Raw genomic sequence first — 17,541 nt, 5'->3', positions numbered from 1 at the left:
TAATGCACTGTATACCTGGACCATTTTTTTGATCTACAACAATATAATCCATCCGCACGTTGCAACACGGACAGTTCACGATTCATCAGGGATCACGCACACCGATGCGGTTCTTCAATACCTGGCGCTCGGTGCTGCCATGAGCGAAGGTTAGGGTACGCCAGATATTACACCATCCCCGCCTCAGACTGGATAGGAAAGACGGTGATTTAGCCGGTCACGAAACTGCCGGCCTCCCAGCGTGTCGGATTCCTCGCGCATTTATGCTCGCCGAGGGGCCTGACTTGGGCTCGGTCTCGGAGAGCCGCCGCACCTCGTTAATCCTACAGGGGCAGCCGGATGCTATGTTTATGAGGCGCGAGGCTGCAACGGCGGCGGCAACGGCGCTCACATATGGGGCTGCCACGCTTGCGCCTGCGACCTCTGCCGTCCCGCAACGCCCGACCTCCGCCCCAAGGCGTTGGTAGGCGTCATTGTCGGGGATCGAGTCGTCTGCGGACTCGTCCGACTGGCCTTCGAAGTGCTTGTCGATCGGACGCGCGGCGTTGAACACCGTGACCCGATATCGGTCGAAGTCTGACGCCTTACGACCAAGTCCGGCGTCGACAATGCAGTCGAAGCCGGTCTTAGCCATGAGCTTGCGAGCTTCGATTTTGTCGACCCCGCAGAACGCGACACGGGGATCTTCATCCTCAAGCCGGTCAGCAGCAAGGAGGTGGCGATCCAATCGCCGAACATCGAACTTCTTCGCCACCGCCCATCTCTCAGCAACCTTCGTTTTGAGGTCTCCATAGGTCTCGCCCTTGACCAACACCGACGTCGCCCAATTTTCCTCTGTGACCTTATCGCGGTCCTGAAGCACGATGGAGACTGCGGCGGGATCGGTATAAGGCAACGCCGCGAGAGCCCAGAGGAAGGCTTGGCCAAGATTCCCGAGTCCGACCAACCAGAGCGCGCCGGGCAGAAATACCTCCGCGAAACGCGGAGCCTCTTTGCTTGAATCGACCGGCCAGAGATCAACCCCTAACGATAGATCGACCGCACGACCGCGCACCGTCTCGAAGGCAGCGCCGACTGAGAGCGCGCCCGCGGCGATACCGGACAGAGCGTTCTCGCCATCGCCACAGGGAGCATCGCCGGGCAGAGCGACCCCTGCACGCCAGCCACGCCACCAAGCCGAAACGGCCAACCTCTCACTGACACCTGGAACAGCGCCGATCAAGATTCGGCGCGATGGCGAGCCCTCGAAGGCGGACGCTCCGACCTCCAGGGCGGCCTCTCCAAGTGTGGAAGCTGCAAGGGGAAGGGCCGAATTGAGACGCTGATCGACGGCCCCCACCAGCCGGACGCCCCCGACGAATGTCCGATTGCCTACCGATACCGCAGTTAGCGCGGCAGCGTGAGCGGCTGGGGTTGTGGCGTTAGGCCCGACCACCACTTCCAGAGTAAGAGCGCGAAGGCGGGCCTGGGCCTCGTCGAAAGTGATACCGTCACTATCGACGAGGATCTTGGATATCCGTGCAATCTGCCGATCTAGCGCCATGGCCACCATCCGACATGGAGCGGCGAAGGGCGTTCGCGACTGCGGTCGCGCCACTGCCGGGCGCCGCGATATTCGTAGACGCCGATTCCGCTGGGCGTAGTCGCACGCGCCGCGAAATTGGGCAGAATGAAGGCGATGTGGCCAATCTCAGCCATGACCGGGTTGGCCTTGTCCGACGCGCTCTGTCCAAAGCCGCCGGGATGTACGTGAACGTCGGCGACGACGTCGCGCCCGGTCTTGCGGCAGTGAACCCAGAGATCACCGAGGCACCGCCCGTCGATCACGATGATGCCTGTATCGAGCGCGTGCGGGTCGATGTCGTCGTAGTAGACAAACTCTTCGATGCGCCGCGCCTTTCCTTTCGAGCCTAGAAGGAACGCACCGCTCTCCCGTCGCCCATAGGTGCGTCGGTGGAGTTCTGCGATGCCGAGGCGCCAGATCGCGTCCTCACAAAGGATCTCAGGCGCCGGGCCGAAGACGCTGCGCGCGAGCGTTGCTATTAAGGATGCCATAGAGGTCCTCGAAGATGAAGGTCAGGTGCCGGTCGGGACGCCACGCGAGATGTGGGAAGTTGGCGGCATTGTTGCCATGCGGCCCGGTCTCCCTGTCCCAAGGACGGTAAACGGTATCGGATCCCCATTGCTGGAAGGTTTTCTGCAGCCGCGCGCCACCTTTAGGCCGCAGTTCGGCAGCCAGGGGCGCATTGCGAGCATGATCCCAGATGCGGACTTTCGGAGCCTGAGCAGGAAAAATCGATAGCTCAGCCTGAAAGCTATACTCACCGGTTTTGCCATCTGGTTCGGTGGCGGAGATCGCAAAGTCCAGGATCGGGAAGCTAAAGGAGATGATGCGCCAACGACCCGCGTCACAACCGTTGAGGAATTCAGCTTCCTCGAGGTCGGCGACGACGCGGGCGGCACTGGGATCTACGATCACGCGCAGCTCCCGTTAGCGATATCTCCGCGGACCAGATCGAGGGCAAGGTCGCGCTGAGCCCCAGCCAGGTGGCCAATATGCTCAGTCCCTGGTAGCTCTTCCTTTTGGCCGTGGCGCGTGAGCTCGAACTCGCTTGCCATGCTCGGGTCCACCTTGAACACCGCGATGGCCCAGGTAAGCACGTCCTCGACGGTTGCGCTGCGCCGAAAACGCCGTGTATCTTGCCCGGCCTGATAATAGACCGTCACCTCGACATCGCCCGCAAGGTGAACATGGTGCCGGCGCTTATGTGGGTAGTCGGCCTCGATCAGAACGATCGAGGTCAGCGGCTCATCGTCCCCATCGCGAATCAGGACCAACTCCTCTACGCGGCAGCCGCGTTCGGCCGCAACGATGTCGACGATCTCGGTCACGCGGCTGCGGAGCTTGAGCTCGATGACGCGCTCCTCCCCATGCCCGGTCTTCACCGGGATCTTGATCTTGGTCGGAGGCGAGTCGACGACCTCCCTTTCTTTAATAACTTCAGTCATTTGAACGACCTCCTTGGCGCCAACGATGCCAGCTACGCGATGAAAACCATTTCCCGCCAGCCCATGTTGAAGATGGCTGTGGCCAACGCCATTGTCAATGGCAGACACGATGTAATTTTTAATGTTTGCTGTGTACACACAATCTGTCAGCTTGACGCACAACGGCGGAGCGAGCAGTTTATGAGCATGTCAGACATGGAACTTTATCTCGGCCTTGGTCGGGCGGTAGCCAAACGGCGCGTCGAGCTCGGCATGACGCAGGGCGAAGTCGCGGAGAAGCTCGGCCTCTCGAGAGCGTCGCTTGCAAATCTTGAGAACGGCCGCCAGCGAATCATGGTGCACCAACTTTTCGCGCTCGTGAACGCGTTGAAGCTCAAGTCGATTCTGGATCTGGTGCCACAGACCTGGGTGCCTGCAGAGCCGCTACCGGAGATCAAGGTGACAGACGGTCCGGCCTTAAGCCCGCAAGAGCAATCGGGAGTCGCAAGTCTTATTGCCTCAGCTCTTGCTGAAGAGCGGTTGAGGAAGCGCGCGCCATGATGCGGCGGGCAGATAAGAAAACGGCGCGAGATACTGCAAAAGCACTACTCGACCGGTACGTGGTTCGAGCGGCGCCCGTGCCCGTCGAACGAATTGCAAAATCTCTTGGTGTGCGCGTTGAGTATGCGCCGCTTGATGGTGACCTCTCTGGCCTCGCCCACGTTCGCAACGGTGTGCCTATCATCGGGGTAAACACATTGCATACGCCGGCTCGGCAGCGTTTCACGCTCGCCCACGAGTTGGCCCATATCCAGCTCCATCGGCACGAACTTGAAGGCACAGTTCACGTCGATCGAGGATCGTTGCGTCGGGATGCGCTTGCCGCTGCTGGTACAGACCCGACAGAAATCGAGGCGAATACTTTCGCCGCCGAGCTGCTGATGCCGACTGATCTGTTAATGGCGGCTCTCGATGGGCATTCCGTAGACTTGGAGGATGACGCGGCCATAGGATCGCTAGCCAAGCGCTTCAGAGTGAGTGAGGCGGCGATACGCTACCGATTAAGTTCGCTGGGAGAACCCGGGTGAGCTTCGTTCTCTACGACGTCGAGACCACCGGACTGGCGAAACGCTTCGACCAAATCGTACACTTCGCGGCCGTTTATACGGACTCGGAACTGAGGATCAATGATCGGCTACAAATTCGCTGCCGGCTCATGCCGCACATTGTTCCGTCGCCAGAAGCCATGCACTTGACTGGGCTTCGGATCGGGCGACTGACGGACCCTGCCCTCCCCTCTCATTTCGAGATGGTGACGGAAATCCGCCAGGCCCTTCAATCTTGGTGTCCCGCGCTCTTCCTTGGCTTCAACTCCTTGTCCTTTGATGAGGAATTTCTGCGCCAAGCCTTCTATCTGTGCCTTCACGATGCCTATTTGACGAACACACAGCGTAGCGCGCGGGCCGACGTGCTCAATCTCTGCCGCATGACGGCCGCCCTCCGACCTGACGTCATGAAGCCGGCGTTGGACGCAACGGGGCGCGCGGTTTTCAAGCTCAAGCAGCTTGCCGAGGCGAACGGCGTAGCGATGACGCAGGCGCACGACGCCATGGCGGATGTCCTGACCATGCACGCGCTCTGCGAAATTGTCCGCACGCGCGCACCCGAGATCTGGTCCCAGTTTATGCGGTTCAGCCAGAAGGCGAGCGTCGATTCCTTTATGACCGGGGAAGAAGCCTTCCTCGTATCCGAGACAGTCGGGAACCAGCACCGCACACGCCTTGTCACCCGTATCGGGCAACATAGTGAACAGGTGATACGGCATTACTGCCTCGACCTCAGCGCCGACTTCGACCACCTACGCGGGTTATCCCACGATGAGCTCATTGCGCTTTGCAAAACGGCTGACCGGCCGATCGTCACGGTGCGGACCAACGTCGCACCGACGCTCTGGGCGCTGTACGATGCGACGCCGGAGCATCTCGCGCCGTTCGACGAGGCCGAAATTCTGGAACGCGTCGCGCACTTACGTGACGATCGCCCCTTCCTGGAGCGGCTTCGCGCGGCGGCGCAGGCCGCGGAGAGGGCCTACTTGCCGTCACCACACGTCGAAGAGCAGCTCTACGAACGGGGGTTCCCTCCCCCGCAGGACAAGGCGCTTATGGCGCGCTTTCATGCTGCGCCTTGGGAACAGCGGCAAGGAATTGCACGTCAGTTTGCCGATGAAAGATACCGCCGACTGGCTATGCGACTGGTCTACTTCGAGCGGCCTGATCTTCTAAGCACCGAGTTGCGACTAACCTTGCAACAACAAGTCCGGAAACGGGTGCTGGAAGCGGACGTGAATACGCCATGGCGATCGGTCGTCAAAGCTCGACGAGAGTCTGAAGCCCTGATCGCGGGAGGCCTTGATAGCGAAGATTTGGACCGCCAACATCAATTCCTCACCTACCTCGATGAGTGCACCGAGCGGCTCGCGCTTCCCCTGGCGAGTTAAGGCCCCCGTCCCTGGTGTGAACTGCTCGTTGATCGTCGCACCAGACGCGCGCGTCTGTTCGCAGATAGATGGTTTGGATGCTCTACAGATGCTTCATCGACGACGGCTTAAATACCTCGTTGAGGATCAGCGGAATTCTCTGGCCATTGACGGACCAGCGCTCGCACAGCGCCTCGTCCAACAGGTTGAACGTGTGCTTGAGGATGGCGAGCCCCGCCATCAGCCGCGTCGGCAGCGGCGGCATGCCCGGCCCGTCGCAGTAGACCCCGCCGAAGCGCGCTTCCAGCACCGGCCAGTCGATGGTGCGGGCCAGCCGCACCAGCTCGTGGTTCATGTTGAGGATCTGATTAAGGCGGGCGCGGAACAGATCCTGTTCTCCTGTCTCGCGCCGCTCGCGCAGTCTGCCCATCGCCTGGCTCCGATTCACTGCGATGAAAGCAGTGAATCACGCTTCGCCGGGCAGCGAAATCGCAAACTGGAATTGCAAGAAACCATCCACAAACTGGCCGCTACCTGCAATTCCGAAATCTGCAAATCGGGCGATTCCGATGGAATATCAGCAGCTTCCGAATTCTTCACGGTCGACCATGTGCGGGTTCCTAAAATGAAAAGGCCGCCTCGATGGGCGGCCCAGCTAAAAAATATCTCGCATAAGAAAGGTTTAAGCGGCCAAATCCGAAAGTAGTGCTTTTGCCTTCAAGATTCGTTCCGCGGATGCCTTAGATGCTTTCCTCACAACAGTTTCCGCCCATGGATCGTCATATCCCGCAACTTCAAGAAAATCAGCCGTAGCAGCCAGTTCCAATGTAATCGCGTCGTGGCCAGCCAGCATCTTTAGGACCTTCGATCTGGCAGCATCATTAGGTTCGTCTTTTACATCTGTCATCAATTTAAAGGCGGAATAGGGTTGAGCCTGAGAGCCAACGCGTTTCTCTTGCTTCACTAATCCCAAAGCAATGGCGTCTTGAATAGCCGTTGCTAACTCCTCACTATAAGGTCCGTAGTGATGATACTGGAAATCAAAACCAAACCCCAGCCCAAATTTCTCCAAAAAATAGAATGACTTTTGAAGACGCGTTTTGCCGATCAACTCGCCTCCATTTAGATGCAGTATCTTGGCGACGTCGATTGCCCTCGTCATCATCCAACTCCCTTCGCTATTTCCGTTAATTTCGTCATTGCGTCCGCATTGCTTGCATACACACGATACGCGGTACGCTTTTGAAGCGCGCTTACGACCTCTGACAACTCGGAAAGGTCTTGATAGGGCCCTCCAGCCGACCCCCGAATCAAGACCTTCGAAAGTGCGTCGGGCGAGTCATAGCCTCGACGTTTATAAGGATCCCTGGCTGGCGAATCCTCAAATATCTCAAACTCTTCAAAAGCCCCGGATTTATTGGCCTCAGCGAGTGCCGCCCGAAATTTGGCAACTGAAGCAGCGCCGCCTCGCGACTTAAAATGCTCTGCCACATCGAAAGCCTTATACAAATCACGACGAAGGAGCCTCGATGAGAGCTCCTTTATATGATTGTCATCCGCTTGCATCATCATAGGTAAACTGCCCCATATGACGGTATCGTCAAGAGCTAGATAATTCCCGAGGGAAGCGTCGGACAAAAACCGAACCAGAGGGTGCGACTTTTCCAAGCCTGTGGCCGACGATTTTCCATTCAACACCAATTGCCCTATTCGAACGAGAATGGCCGACAGAATCTTCTCCGCCGACCGTGTCGCCTTGTGGTAATATACAGCAAAATACATGTGAAACAAACCGAGAACATACGCTTCCGCTGCCTGAAAGGCCTTATTGCCGAGGATCAGGCTGTCTACCGTGGCATAATTTTCCCCGTCCGTTGCGAAAGCGACACTATCGACCTCTAGATTCGCCAATAGCCACGAATAGTCAAAACTCCCGTGGCTCACCCCGGTCATTAGCCGATCCCGTCGTAAATAATCCAAACGGTCAGCATCGAACTGACTGGAAACGATCCCCGAATAGAGGTCAGTTGGGGTCTCTTGTAGCAATAGGATGGCTACTGCTTCACGATTTTCCTTACCAATGCCCCTCTCGAGCCGGGCGCCGATATCTGTATTCCCGAGAATTATGTCCGCTGTCCAGATTTCGTGACGTTTCTCGAATTTTGCGCCGCGGGCTGTGGCGATTTTCTCCATGGCGACTTCAAATGCATGGCTAAAGGGACCGTGGCCAAGGTCGTGAACCAGTGCAGCGGCCAACGCGATTTCGCATCGGTCTTCGTCGAATGCAGATTGTCCTAACAGCCTTCTGACGTGGTTTGCCAGATGCCGAGCGGTGTGGAAGACACCTAGGCTATGTGCAAGGCGTGTGTGTGTAGCGCCTGGATAAACCAATTCGGAGAACCCAAGCTGCTTGACGCGCCGCAAGCGCTGGAATTCCGCAGCGTTAATGGCGTGCCAGAGCCCCTGCTCAAAAGGCGAAGTCGAAAACTCGATCAGATCGTGTAATGGGTCGCGGACCCTCTGTGGCTTCACGTCCATTGGCCGAATCGTTTCCCCCGAGAGAAAAGCAATAACACAATAGCTAACAAGACTTGCTATCAAGACACCATCGCGCGACTAGAAAATCCCGCCTGAAAGTAATCAACGAATCTTCTCAGAATCGGAGGGCGTAGCGCCCATAGAGCCGAGGCAAAGCGTAGAAGGTTCATGCCGCTGAGGCCGAGTTGGTCGGCCTTCATTTGTGCCAACTGCACCGCGGCTATGCCCGTGATTCCGCTGTGAGCTTGCCGCAGCCAAGGAATATCGCCAGCCTGTTCGGCGGTCATCCAATACGGAGCCGATCCGAGCGGATCGAGGTAGGTGGGCGGCTGATTGCTGCCTGTTCGAAACCGCTCTTTGTCCTTAAGCGAATAGCCGGTGGCGTCTGCCCTGGCCTTTGGTACCCGTGTGACAGCAGGGCGCCGGCATCCGTAGCACAAGCCCCGCCTTTTTCTCCTCCAACCTACCTAATCCTACTCCGCCTCTCATCGGCATCTTGCGCCCTCAAGAGCCGTTCGTATTGTGCCATCAAGCCGCTTTGGGAACTGCCGCACGGTAGCGCCCATGGCCCGCCTTCATGAGCAAACCTTCCTCGCACATCCGGGCGAGGTAGCAGCGAGGAACACCGATGTCGGTCAGGTCCTTTGTCCGGACTTCGCCCTTCTCAAGAGCGAGCAATCGCCCTACCGGTATGTGCCGGCTTCTTCGGCGCAGCAACAACCCGGCCAGTCGGAAGCCGCCCGGATAGCGCCGGACATCGTCGCGCAAAATCCTGACGTCGTCGTCGTCCACGGCTCGACGTTCACGGGCTCGGCCAATCTCAGGCTGGTCCTCGGCGAATTGATCCGCAGCGTCGATCAGGCGAAAGGTGATATCCGCGGATTTGTGGTTTACAGTTCGGCGCCCCTCAATGCCGCCGCGCTCTCCATCGATGGGCCGCTGCGCAGCAAGCTGCAGTTCATGTATGCGCCGATCGTGAACCGCTTTCGCCCGCCTGATCCGAGTGCGAAAGTTCTCCGCGATCACGTGCAACACCTGTGTGGGATCTGAGCGATGCCCTCGACGGGTTTCAGCATCCTTGCCGGGTGCGCCGCCGCAGTCCTGCTTCTACTTGTCTTAGTCAAACACCGCTGGTTCGTGCGGCGACTCCCTTTGTTATTCCTTTGCACCGTCGTAATCTTGCTGTGCCTGATCCATCCGGCTCAACTGACCGATATTTTCGTCGCCATCATCGACCGGCAACAATATGCCGGCATCGCGGGCGCGTTTTTCATCCTGGCGCTGACCCCGTTCGTCATCGTCTTGGTTCAGCTCGATGACACGCGCCTCTCGATCTGCGACACGATCGTTTGCCTGCTGCCAGCCGTAGCACTCGCGGGTCTCGGCGTCCTATCCGCTCCACGCAGCGCGTATCTATCGGTCCCCGCCATTCTCGCAGGCTGGGCGATGGCCCGATGGTCGCCGCTCTCATCGCCCGGTATCGTCGCGCGTAAAGGGACTGTGTTGGCTCTTCTCGGCCTTTTCTACGGTGTGCTCGTGCTCTATCTTGCGTTAGATCCGGTCGGGTTTCCGATCGCGCTCGGGCCGCTCGTGATCTTCTCGCTCGGCCTGCTGCTCTTTACCCTGATCATCACAGCGATCCTGCAGCACCCAAAATCTGCGCTGTGTTTCCTGTTGGTTTGGCTGGCGGTCGCCGCCTTTGATAAGCAGTTCGCCACGATCCCGGTCGGCAAAGGCCAGCAGGGCCGCAGCACACAAGAAGCGCTCAACACCTGGCTGGCAGCGCGCAACGACGCCGTCGATCGATATCGAAAGGCGATGCGGCCGCTGCCCTTGATCATCATGTCGGCGGAGGGCGGCGGAATATATGCGGCCGCACACAGTTTTCTCGGCTATCGGGCGCTCACGCATTACTGTCCGCAGTTGAAGACGCATGTCTTCGCGACCATTGGCGTATCGGGCGGCGCGCTCGGTTTCGTCATGGAACGCGCATTGAGCCGTCCGGTGGCGCATACGCAGTGTCGTGACGAGGTTGCGCCGAACGACGTTCCCGACACGATCATCGCGGATCTGCTCTCGCCTGTTCTCGCCAATCTGCTCCTCCGTCAGCCAATCGCTTGGCTGATGCCTTTTTGGAATACACTTCCGGATGGCGGGAGTACTCTTGCCGAGACGCTGTCGCACGCTCTGGGGCCGGCGCGCGACACGCTCTCCAACAAGCCCGAAGATGCCGCTCTGCTGTTTGTGACGACCGACGCACGTGCAGGATCGCGCGTCGTCTTTTCACCGATCCGTTTCGATGGCTCCGGCGACGTCCAGACGTTCTCGATAGCCGAGAAGGAGTCCGACGCGGCAATCCAGGACACGATCATTCATGCGGCTGTGACCAGCGCGCGTTTTCCGTTCCTGACGCAATCGGCGGTGCTCAATGATGGCGTGGCGAGCCGCGTTCTCGTCGACGGCGGATATGCCGACAACACGGGCGCATTGACCGCATCGAATTTGATCTCCGCCTTGAGGAATACCCAGTCGGTATCCTGGGGCAAAGCGTGGGGCAAAGACAACTGCCCGACCCTCGAGGTTGTATTCGCCGCGAAATTCATGAGCGAAGCCAATTGGAGCGGCTGCCGGCTGCCGCTTTTTCTGGCTCACGTCGCCTTTGCGGCCGATCCTACGGCGGACGTGAAGCCCGCCGCAGATCCGACAATCGCCGATCCATTCCTGGCGCTGCTAGGCGCCCGTGTCGGCGAAGCCCGCCGGGCTCTAACTGGCCTTGAGGAACGGCAGCGCAATCCGGCGCTGGACGTCACCGTACATGTCGACAACGGATTTTACGCACACCGGATCGCCCAGGCGGAACTGGCTTTACCGTTGGGCTGGCGTCTTTCGCCGAGCCGAACAGAGGCGCTCTTGAACGACATCGCGCCGATCCATCTCTGCGAAGTCGATACCCAAAAGGACGGGACGCGCTGGGCCGCGGCAGAACACACAAGGGTCGCTTCGCCCGAACCCGGAACGACCGCTTCGCCCGAGCAAGAGAGAAAGGTCCGCCAAGAAGCGATCCGCCGCCGTACCGGCTGCAGCATGCGCGTTCTGATGCGTCTGTTCGATGCCGAATATCGCGTCTCAATCGTAGGGATCAACTAAGTCAGCGGCGACGGAGCGCAACAGCTCGATTCAACGTCCGCTTCCAAGGCAGTACCAGAAAGCATCCGGACGACCGACAGGCGGCGCATAACGGTCGTTCATCATGCGTGGCGAAACGAACTGTAACGGGTCAGATATTCACGTTCGATGCCTACCAGAAGTCGTCCACCTCGTGGCGCAACGGTTGACCGATCTGTCAGCGGAACTGGCAAGCATTGACACATTGACCAACGCGACGCCACCTTTCCGCTGCTGCACTGCCGCGGCGATCAGGTGCGCCAGGGCGGCTCCAGACCGGACCCGCGCGAAGTCGCGCCTCTCGTCCCGCGCCCTCGGGACATCGACATCCGGACCTGCACATCGACACGAATCGGGGAATCGGGTGAGGACGCGGGACTTCCACTGACTGCGAGCGGCGCCCGCAGCGGCGCCTATTTGTCCGACACCGTGTACTCGAAATAGAGATCCGTCGCCTTGTGCTTGAACTTGGTCCACTGCGCCAAAGACACGTCTTCCGGTCTCGCTACGTCGTCCAGATCGCTCCGGAAGACCCGGCCGCGGGCCTTTTTGAGCAAAGCTTCTTCGATTGACTTTAGGGGATGGGGCCACGGCTTCTCCTTGCCGTAGGCCCACACACGATTGGCCGGTATCACCGCCACGAATTCGTCTTCATACTTGCCGCTTGCCAACCACGCGAGATTGGCGAAGTCAGAGGTCACTTCGCCGCTGAGTGTTGCGTTGTGACTGCCGTGGTGACCCACCTTGTAGAACACAGTCCGGCCGAGCAGGTCCCGCGCTTTCACCTTCTTGCCGTCGACCATCCACTCGAGGGTGCCCCAGGAAATCCAGTTGCCGCGCTGCGCATCGCCGGTGAACAACAGCACCTTGCCGGTCTTGGGCAGTTCGATGGCGATGACGAGGCTGGTGTTGTTGACCTCCTTGTTGAGCCGAAGCGCCAGCGTTTCGGCCGAGTTGAGCCAATCATCATCGATCTGTCGCCACGTTTGCGCGGCGGGTTGTCCTAAAGCCTTGCGGCCATAGCGATCGATGAAGAAACCCCGAACCTCGGCAACGCTCCGGTCCTTGCCATACGCGCTCCGGACCAACTGTGCCAACGAGGCGTCGTTGTCCCCCTTTTCAAGTTCCTTGCGCGGAAGGCCGAAGCGCTTGTCGAAGATTCGACCCTTAGGCCGCAAGGGATCTGGGTCGGGTTCCGTCGCTGCCATCAGTCCGAGAGCCGATGAGTCGATATGGAAACCCTCGCCAGAATGCGGGTCCAGTGACAGCAGCAGCTCCTCGCTGCGCGGTGGCCCGAGCGCGTATATGCGTGGGCCGTCCTTGCCGACTGGCTGGTGATCGTCCCCGGGGCTGAAGAACCTCACGCCATTTGCGGCTTTGTCCCGGATGTACTTGATTGCGAGCTTCAGTTTGCGGACGGCGTTGGACATGTTCTTGCTGCCATCCGCTGCGAAAGCGTGGCTTTGCAACTCACTGAGCGCGACGTGCAGCGACGCCTCGTCCGTTGCTCCGGTTTCGAACATCAGAAGATCCCGGACGGTCTCGTAGGAGGACTTCGCCCGGGAATCGACAGCAAAGCGCAGCTTCAGCGCCGCACCGGCGAGCGCCAGCAAAGTGTCCCCGAAACGTTTTCTAAGCTTGTTTGCATCGCTGTCGGTCGCGTCCTCGGTCCAGGCCAGCCATGTCTCGTCGATGTCGATACCGTCAAAATGGGGCTGTTGCTGAGCATCTTCCGCGCCAAAACCGTTGACATGGTCCATGTGCTCGTGGGTGATCAGCACCACGTTGAGGTGGTTGCCGGTCGCCTCGCCGATATCGGCGATGATCCTGTCGATCGTGCGATCCGGAGCGACTTCTGATCCAGTCCAGAGCCCGCAGTCGATCAACATGTAGAACGGCCCACCATCGGGGTCGCGCATAGCCAGCAGAAAACAGTCCCCGTGGCCCTGCCGGTACATCCTGACGGTCACACCCGAGGCAGGCGCCTTCATCTTGGGCATCGTTCCCTCCTACATCCCGTGAATGTGAAGTCGCGCGAACGTTTCGCCGTCCTCAGGATCGGTGATGCTGTCGGTGAAGGCATCGTCCTCCCGATCGGCCCTTCCCAGCATGAAATCACGCACCCGTCCAAGTTCGGCATCGTCCTCGATCGACCCCGGGTTCTGGATGACGCGACGGATTTGGAAGGTCTCGGCATTGATCAGGAGGGTGCATCCCCATCGGAACTTGAAACCCGCCTTGCCGGATTCGCCACCTTCATCCGCGGACTGCTGTTGGTCGGCGTCGAAATAGCCGTCGCGCGTTTGAATGAGTTCGACCACGTATTCCGCTTCGACCACGCCACGCGGGTTGGTACGCGTCGCCATCCGCACGCTATGCACCTCCAGCGCCGGCTTGCCGTTCGCGAGCGTCCGGCTCTTATGCACGGTCTGCTTCTTCGGGCTGATCTCGGTGCAGATTCTAAGCACCTTGCGCAGACCTTCGGTGCCCGGCTCGGTCATCATCCCCCAGAAGAGTTGACCATAGAGGCGGCGCGCCAGCCACTCCACGCGCCGGTCCGCGTCGAGGCCAAGTTGCAGCAGGTTGCGCGACAGCACCTGGCTCAGTGTTTGCGATCGCGAGCGGCGGCGAGCGGGTTGCGTCGCGCCGGCTGTCGCGACTTCCGTTCTCGCCGCCGGCGTCGGGTCCAACCGATCTGCCATCGCGTCGGCCATGGCTGCTACGATCTGCTGACCCTTGGCTTTCAGTCCGTCCAGGTAGTCACGGCCATAGTGGTCGTCGAAGTCGGTCCTTTGGCGGAGTTGCCGTATCATCTCCTCCGGGGCCTGGAGCATCAGGGCCAGCCGTTCGATCATCATCCGCACTTCCGGTGCAACGGCGTTGTAGTCTGCCGCCACATCCTCGAGCATCGGCCAGAGCATGGTCTCGACTGACATGATTTTGACGTTCCGTGGCACGATTCCCCAAGCGAGGAATGCCTCTAGGAACGCCACCCTGTAGTTGTGCTCGTCGTCGGCGTAGAGGTCGGCGTCGGCCGTTATGATTCCGCGCAAGTAGTCGCCGAATGTCACGTTCACAGGAGGTACGTAGTCGAGGCCGCGGATGCACATCTGCAGCACGTGGTCCGCCGACTTCGCCGCCTCCCGCGCCAGCCGGTTGACGAGATCGGGATGGAGTTCGCCTTCCGCGAGCACTCCGGTACCGCCAGAGGCGATGCGCAGCAGATCGACGATGCGCGAGCGATAGATCGATAGGAATGCGCGGAACACCGCCGCCACGAGGATCGCGCCACGGGCGTGCGGTCCCTCCGCTTCCTCGAGCGCTCTGGGATTCGGCTCGCGCGGCCGCCAGACGCCGTCCTCGCCGGATTCGCCCAGAGCATCGCGCAACGCCCGCCCACGGCCGAGCACCTGCCCGAACTCCTGCGCCAGTTGTCCGAGCAGGCTTTGCTGCTCAAGGTTCCCACGTGTTCGCGCGATTTGGTCCTTTAGCACTTCGTCGAACGAAAAATGCTGAAAGATCGCGACGATGTCGGCGAACGCTTCATGCAGCGCGAGCACATCGGGATTGCTCGCTTCGTTGAAGCGCGGATGCATGCCGTCAAGCAATGCGTGCGTCGTCTCATGCGCGATGATGTCGTGTGAGAGGCACGTGAATACGATCGACCCCTCCGGGGCCCCGCGCTGCCCGTGCCCGGCCGGAAAATAGCCGAAGAGCAGCGCCTTCTTCACCGGACTATAGTAGGCGTTTGCGTCCCGCAGTGCGTGTGGATAGATCCTCAGGCAGGCAACGAACTCCTCATCCCCACCCGGCACGTTCCGGAAGTCCTGCGGCGCCCAGAGTGCCACCCGACCAAGTGCGCGCTCGAACTGGATGATGGTGTTCATTGCCACTGCATACGTCATCTGCTGGTGGAACTGCGGATCCCATTCAGCCGGACGAAGGCCTCCGTCGGCGAGCAGGCGCGGGTCATTGAGGTCAACCGGCGCGTAGAAGAGCTCGAGCGATGGATCGTAATCAATGACCTCGAGATATCGTCCAGCCGGCCCGAGGAACGGTTTGCCTGGGTCGATGCGCTCCATCTCCCATGGAATGGAGACGGTGACTTCGTTGATGGGCAACGTCTCATGCCGTCGGCCGAGGCTGGGATCGAAGGCGAAAATCCGTAGCTTCCGTGGAGGTGCAGCCAAACCCGTTGACAATGTGACCCCCACAAGCCGTCTAAGCAAATCCGCAAACGATGAATTGCGCCAGAGTAATACGGCGCTCGAACTCAGTAAAGCCGTGGACGTCTCTAATTCTTGCTTGGAATTGTTTGCGCCTTTTCGCGGCCGCGGCGACCAAGAGCGCCACCACGGTTCCGGACCGGATCCGCACCAAGCCGCGCGTCCTCGGGACATCTACATTCCGACCTGCACATCGACGCCATTAAGGTGAAGACCCGCGACTTCGCACGAGCACGACCAAGCGCTCCCATTGAGGATTTGGAGAAGGCCATCTGCTGGTCTAGCTTTGTAGACAGAGGCCGGATGCTATCTCCTCGAGGCTGGCGATGATTGTCCATTTGGTTGACGGCACTTACGAGCTGTTTCGCCACTTCTATGGCCAACGCCGGTTCAACAACGGGCGAGACAAGCCGTTTGGCGCCGTCGTCGGCGTGCTGAACACAGTGCTGGAGATGATCGAGAGTGGCGCCACACACATTGGGGTGGCAACCGATCACGTGGTCGAGTCGTTCCGAAATCAGCTCTGGCCCGGCTACAAGACTGGGGATGGCATCGAGCCGGCACTGCTCGCGCAGTTTCATCCCCTCGAGGAGGCCTTGGTCGCGATGGGAGTGGCCGTTTGGCCGATGATCGAACTGGAGGCCGACGATGCGTTGGCCTCTGCGGCTCGCCGCGCCGTCGCCGATCCGCGCGTCCAGAAAGTGTGCATCTGGACCCCGGACAAAGATCTCGCGCAGTGTGTGCGCGGTGACCATGTGGTCCAGGTGGACCGCAGGACCCAGAAAATTCGCGATGCTGTCGGCGTACGCGAGAAGTTCGGAGTTGAGCCGGCCCTGATTCCGGATTTTCTTGCGCTCGTAGGCGATGCCGCCGATGGCTATCCGGGTCTCGAAGGCATCGGCCGCGTCTCGGCAGCCCGGCTTCTTGGCCGCTACGGCCCTCTTGAAGACTTTCCACCTGAAGTCCTCGCCAAGCGCAGAAGATCTTCGGTCGTCGCCGTGTCGGGCGAGCGGCCGATGAAGGCCGCAAACGCCTTCACGCAACGGATGTAGTCCCGGCGCGTGTCCTCGGTGAAGCCGCGCACGGACATGTCTTCGATCATGCGCTCGCGCAGCGCGCTGCCGGACGGATGCGAGAGATCGGTGGTCATCGGGTGCTCCTCTCAAGCTGAAGGTTGACCCTTCATGCTCGGAGGCAGATCACAGTCCGTCACCCCTGATCGTTCACGCACTCATAGACGCCGCCGCATACGCGCCGACCTCGAAGCCCGCGCCCTCCCGCGCGAGCGGGTCGTCTAATCGCCCGACCGTCAAGGGGGTAGGTGCAAGGCAGTCGTCCTTTCTGTCCATGCTCGTTCGTTCGTATGCCGGGTACAGGGTCGTCTACGCGGTCGATGCAAAGCTGATCGCCGCAGGATGAGTTTCGCAGGTGAGATCTTCCTATGTTCGTTACGCAATCTGCTTAACGAGGCAGTTGCTTCCCGCTTCGCGGAATGATCTCAGCCACGTCCCGGCAGGGACGGCTCGGTGCGTCCTGTAAGAACGCTATTGGTGTTGAATGGCCTGACGGAATCGTCGTAGTCGAGCGTCTGCAGAATCAGGCAGCGGCGGGCGTTCCTCCGTGCGGATCGAACAGCTCGCCCGTCCGGAGCATCGCATGCATGATCACTGCCAGCTTGCGCGCCAGGGCCACGGCGGCTCGCTTGAAGCCGAGCCGTTCTTTCAGCTCCAACGCCCAGGTTCGCAGGGTGCTGGTATCCGTCGACCGGTTCAGGATGACCGCGGCCGCTTCGTATAGCAGTCCGCGCAACTGATTGTCGCCACGGCGCGAGATATGGCCGTCATTATCGACCTCGCCAGATTGGTAGCGTCTCGGGGTCAGGCCCACCCATGCGCCCACGGCGCGCGAGTTCCTGAAGTTCGCCGGATCCTCCACGGCCGCGGCAAAGGCGGTGGCTGTGACGGTGCCGACACCGGGCACCGTCATGAGTAGACGGCAGTGCTGGTCTTCACGAGCCATCGCGGCCAGTTGCTTGCTCAGCTCTGCTATCTGGTATCGAATATCACTCCATGCCCGAAGCATTGGCACGACGATGCGCGCCAGCTTTGCTTCGCCCTGCAGAAGATCGTGAACGTTGCGCTCGAACAC

At 59.9% G+C, this 17,541-nt stretch carries 16 protein-coding genes and 2 pseudogenes; 5 read left to right on the top strand and 13 right to left on the bottom strand.

Annotation, left to right across the window (positions count from 1 at the left end; translation table 11 throughout):
- Positions 1–217 precede the first annotated feature (217 nt).
- Genes IQ26_RS23075 through IQ26_RS39500 form a run of 4 tightly spaced genes read right to left on the bottom strand, consistent with a single transcriptional unit; the run spans position 218 to position 3,009 of the window.
- Positions 218–1,543, bottom strand: a complete 1,326-nt coding sequence (locus IQ26_RS23075) for a hypothetical protein (RefSeq protein ID WP_162458050.1) — start codon at positions 1,541–1,543, stop codon at positions 218–220.
- The gene (locus IQ26_RS23070) at positions 1,534–2,055 is read right to left on the bottom strand and encodes a hypothetical protein (protein WP_145720639.1); all 522 of its coding nucleotides are present in this window, start codon (positions 2,053–2,055) and stop codon (positions 1,534–1,536) included. The genes IQ26_RS23075 and IQ26_RS23070 overlap by 10 nt, the downstream gene beginning before the upstream one ends.
- A complete protein-coding gene (locus tag IQ26_RS23065; protein WP_145720638.1) occupies positions 2,003–2,479 on the bottom strand; it encodes a DUF7665 family protein in 477 nt (158 codons plus the stop codon). The genes IQ26_RS23070 and IQ26_RS23065 overlap by 53 nt, the downstream gene beginning before the upstream one ends.
- Positions 2,476–3,009 (bottom strand): hypothetical protein, encoded by a 534-nt coding sequence (locus tag IQ26_RS39500; RefSeq protein ID WP_162458049.1) that lies wholly within the window; start codon positions 3,007–3,009, stop codon positions 2,476–2,478. Before IQ26_RS39500 ends, IQ26_RS23065 begins: the two co-directional genes overlap by 4 nt.
- Between IQ26_RS39500 and IQ26_RS39495 the strand changes: the two genes are divergently transcribed.
- Genes IQ26_RS39495 through IQ26_RS23050 form a run of 3 tightly spaced genes read left to right on the top strand, consistent with a single transcriptional unit; the run spans position 3,010 to position 5,485 of the window.
- Positions 3,010–3,549: a helix-turn-helix domain-containing protein gene (locus tag IQ26_RS39495; protein WP_162458048.1), complete on the top strand. Its 540-nt coding sequence runs from the start codon at positions 3,010–3,012 to the stop codon at positions 3,547–3,549.
- Positions 3,546–4,076 carry an ImmA/IrrE family metallo-endopeptidase gene (locus IQ26_RS23055; RefSeq protein ID WP_322791142.1) on the top strand — a complete coding sequence of 177 codons (531 nt, stop codon included), beginning with the start codon at positions 3,546–3,548 and terminating at the stop codon, positions 4,074–4,076. The genes IQ26_RS39495 and IQ26_RS23055 overlap by 4 nt, the downstream gene beginning before the upstream one ends.
- Positions 4,073–5,485 (top strand): exonuclease domain-containing protein, encoded by a 1,413-nt coding sequence (locus IQ26_RS23050; RefSeq protein WP_145720636.1) that lies wholly within the window; start codon positions 4,073–4,075, stop codon positions 5,483–5,485. The genes IQ26_RS23055 and IQ26_RS23050 overlap by 4 nt, the downstream gene beginning before the upstream one ends.
- 145 nt (positions 5,486–5,630) lie before the next feature.
- Here IQ26_RS23050 and IQ26_RS23045 read toward each other — a convergent pair.
- The 5 genes and pseudogenes from IQ26_RS23045 to IQ26_RS41290 all read right to left on the bottom strand — a co-directional run.
- Positions 5,631–5,894: pseudogene (locus tag IQ26_RS23045) on the bottom strand (transposase); the annotation flags it as partial.
- A gap of 252 nt (positions 5,895–6,146) precedes the next feature.
- Entirely contained in the window at positions 6,147–6,626 is a 480-nt protein-coding gene (locus tag IQ26_RS23040) for a hypothetical protein (protein ID WP_145720635.1), read from the bottom strand.
- Complete coding sequence (locus IQ26_RS23035; RefSeq protein ID WP_145720634.1) at positions 6,626–8,002, bottom strand: HD domain-containing protein; 1,377 nt, start codon at positions 8,000–8,002, stop codon at positions 6,626–6,628. The genes IQ26_RS23040 and IQ26_RS23035 overlap by 1 nt, the downstream gene beginning before the upstream one ends.
- A 59-nt stretch (positions 8,003–8,061) precedes the next feature.
- Positions 8,062–8,289, bottom strand: coding sequence for a hypothetical protein (locus tag IQ26_RS23030; protein ID WP_145720633.1), 228 nt, complete (start codon positions 8,287–8,289; stop codon positions 8,062–8,064).
- Between the two features lie 241 nt (positions 8,290–8,530).
- Positions 8,531–8,794: a type IV toxin-antitoxin system AbiEi family antitoxin domain-containing protein gene (locus IQ26_RS41290; RefSeq protein WP_338101634.1), complete on the bottom strand. Its 264-nt coding sequence runs from the start codon at positions 8,792–8,794 to the stop codon at positions 8,531–8,533.
- 360 nt (positions 8,795–9,154) lie between these two features.
- On the opposite strand from IQ26_RS41290, the gene IQ26_RS23020 reads away from it, so the two are divergent.
- A complete protein-coding gene (locus tag IQ26_RS23020; RefSeq protein ID WP_145720632.1) occupies positions 9,155–11,149 on the top strand; it encodes a patatin-like phospholipase domain-containing protein in 1,995 nt (664 codons plus the stop codon).
- A 431-nt stretch (positions 11,150–11,580) separates the two neighbouring features.
- Here IQ26_RS23020 and IQ26_RS23010 read toward each other — a convergent pair whose 3' ends face one another.
- The gene (locus IQ26_RS23010; protein WP_145720631.1) at positions 11,581–13,167 is read right to left on the bottom strand and encodes an MBL fold metallo-hydrolase; all 1,587 of its coding nucleotides are present in this window, start codon (positions 13,165–13,167) and stop codon (positions 11,581–11,583) included.
- Between the two features lie 9 nt (positions 13,168–13,176).
- On the bottom strand, positions 13,177–15,288 hold the full coding sequence (locus IQ26_RS23005; protein WP_145720630.1) for a gluzincin family metallopeptidase: 2,112 nt from the start codon (positions 15,286–15,288) through the stop codon (positions 13,177–13,179).
- A 431-nt stretch (positions 15,289–15,719) separates the two neighbouring features.
- On the opposite strand from IQ26_RS23005, the pseudogene IQ26_RS23000 reads away from it, so the two are divergent.
- Positions 15,720–16,334 (top strand): annotated as a pseudogene (locus IQ26_RS23000) (5'-3' exonuclease); the annotation flags it as partial.
- Here IQ26_RS23000 and IQ26_RS40505 read toward each other — a convergent pair.
- Together IQ26_RS40505 and IQ26_RS22990 are read right to left on the bottom strand one after the other, a co-directional pair.
- Positions 16,325–16,483, bottom strand: a complete 159-nt coding sequence (locus tag IQ26_RS40505) for a hypothetical protein (RefSeq protein ID WP_240547197.1) — start codon at positions 16,481–16,483, stop codon at positions 16,325–16,327. The pseudogene IQ26_RS23000 and the gene IQ26_RS40505 overlap by 10 nt on opposite strands.
- A gap of 506 nt (positions 16,484–16,989) precedes the next feature.
- Positions 16,990–17,541: IS110 family RNA-guided transposase (locus IQ26_RS22990; RefSeq protein ID WP_145720628.1), on the bottom strand; the 552-nt coding region annotated here is incomplete at its 5' end.

The organism is Mesorhizobium tianshanense, assembly GCF_007830515.1.
Taxonomy (GTDB): Bacteria; Pseudomonadota; Alphaproteobacteria; order Rhizobiales; family Rhizobiaceae; genus Mesorhizobium; species Mesorhizobium tianshanense.
Note: the sequence above shows the minus strand (reverse complement) of the source record. Positions and strands in the feature narration are given on the sequence as shown.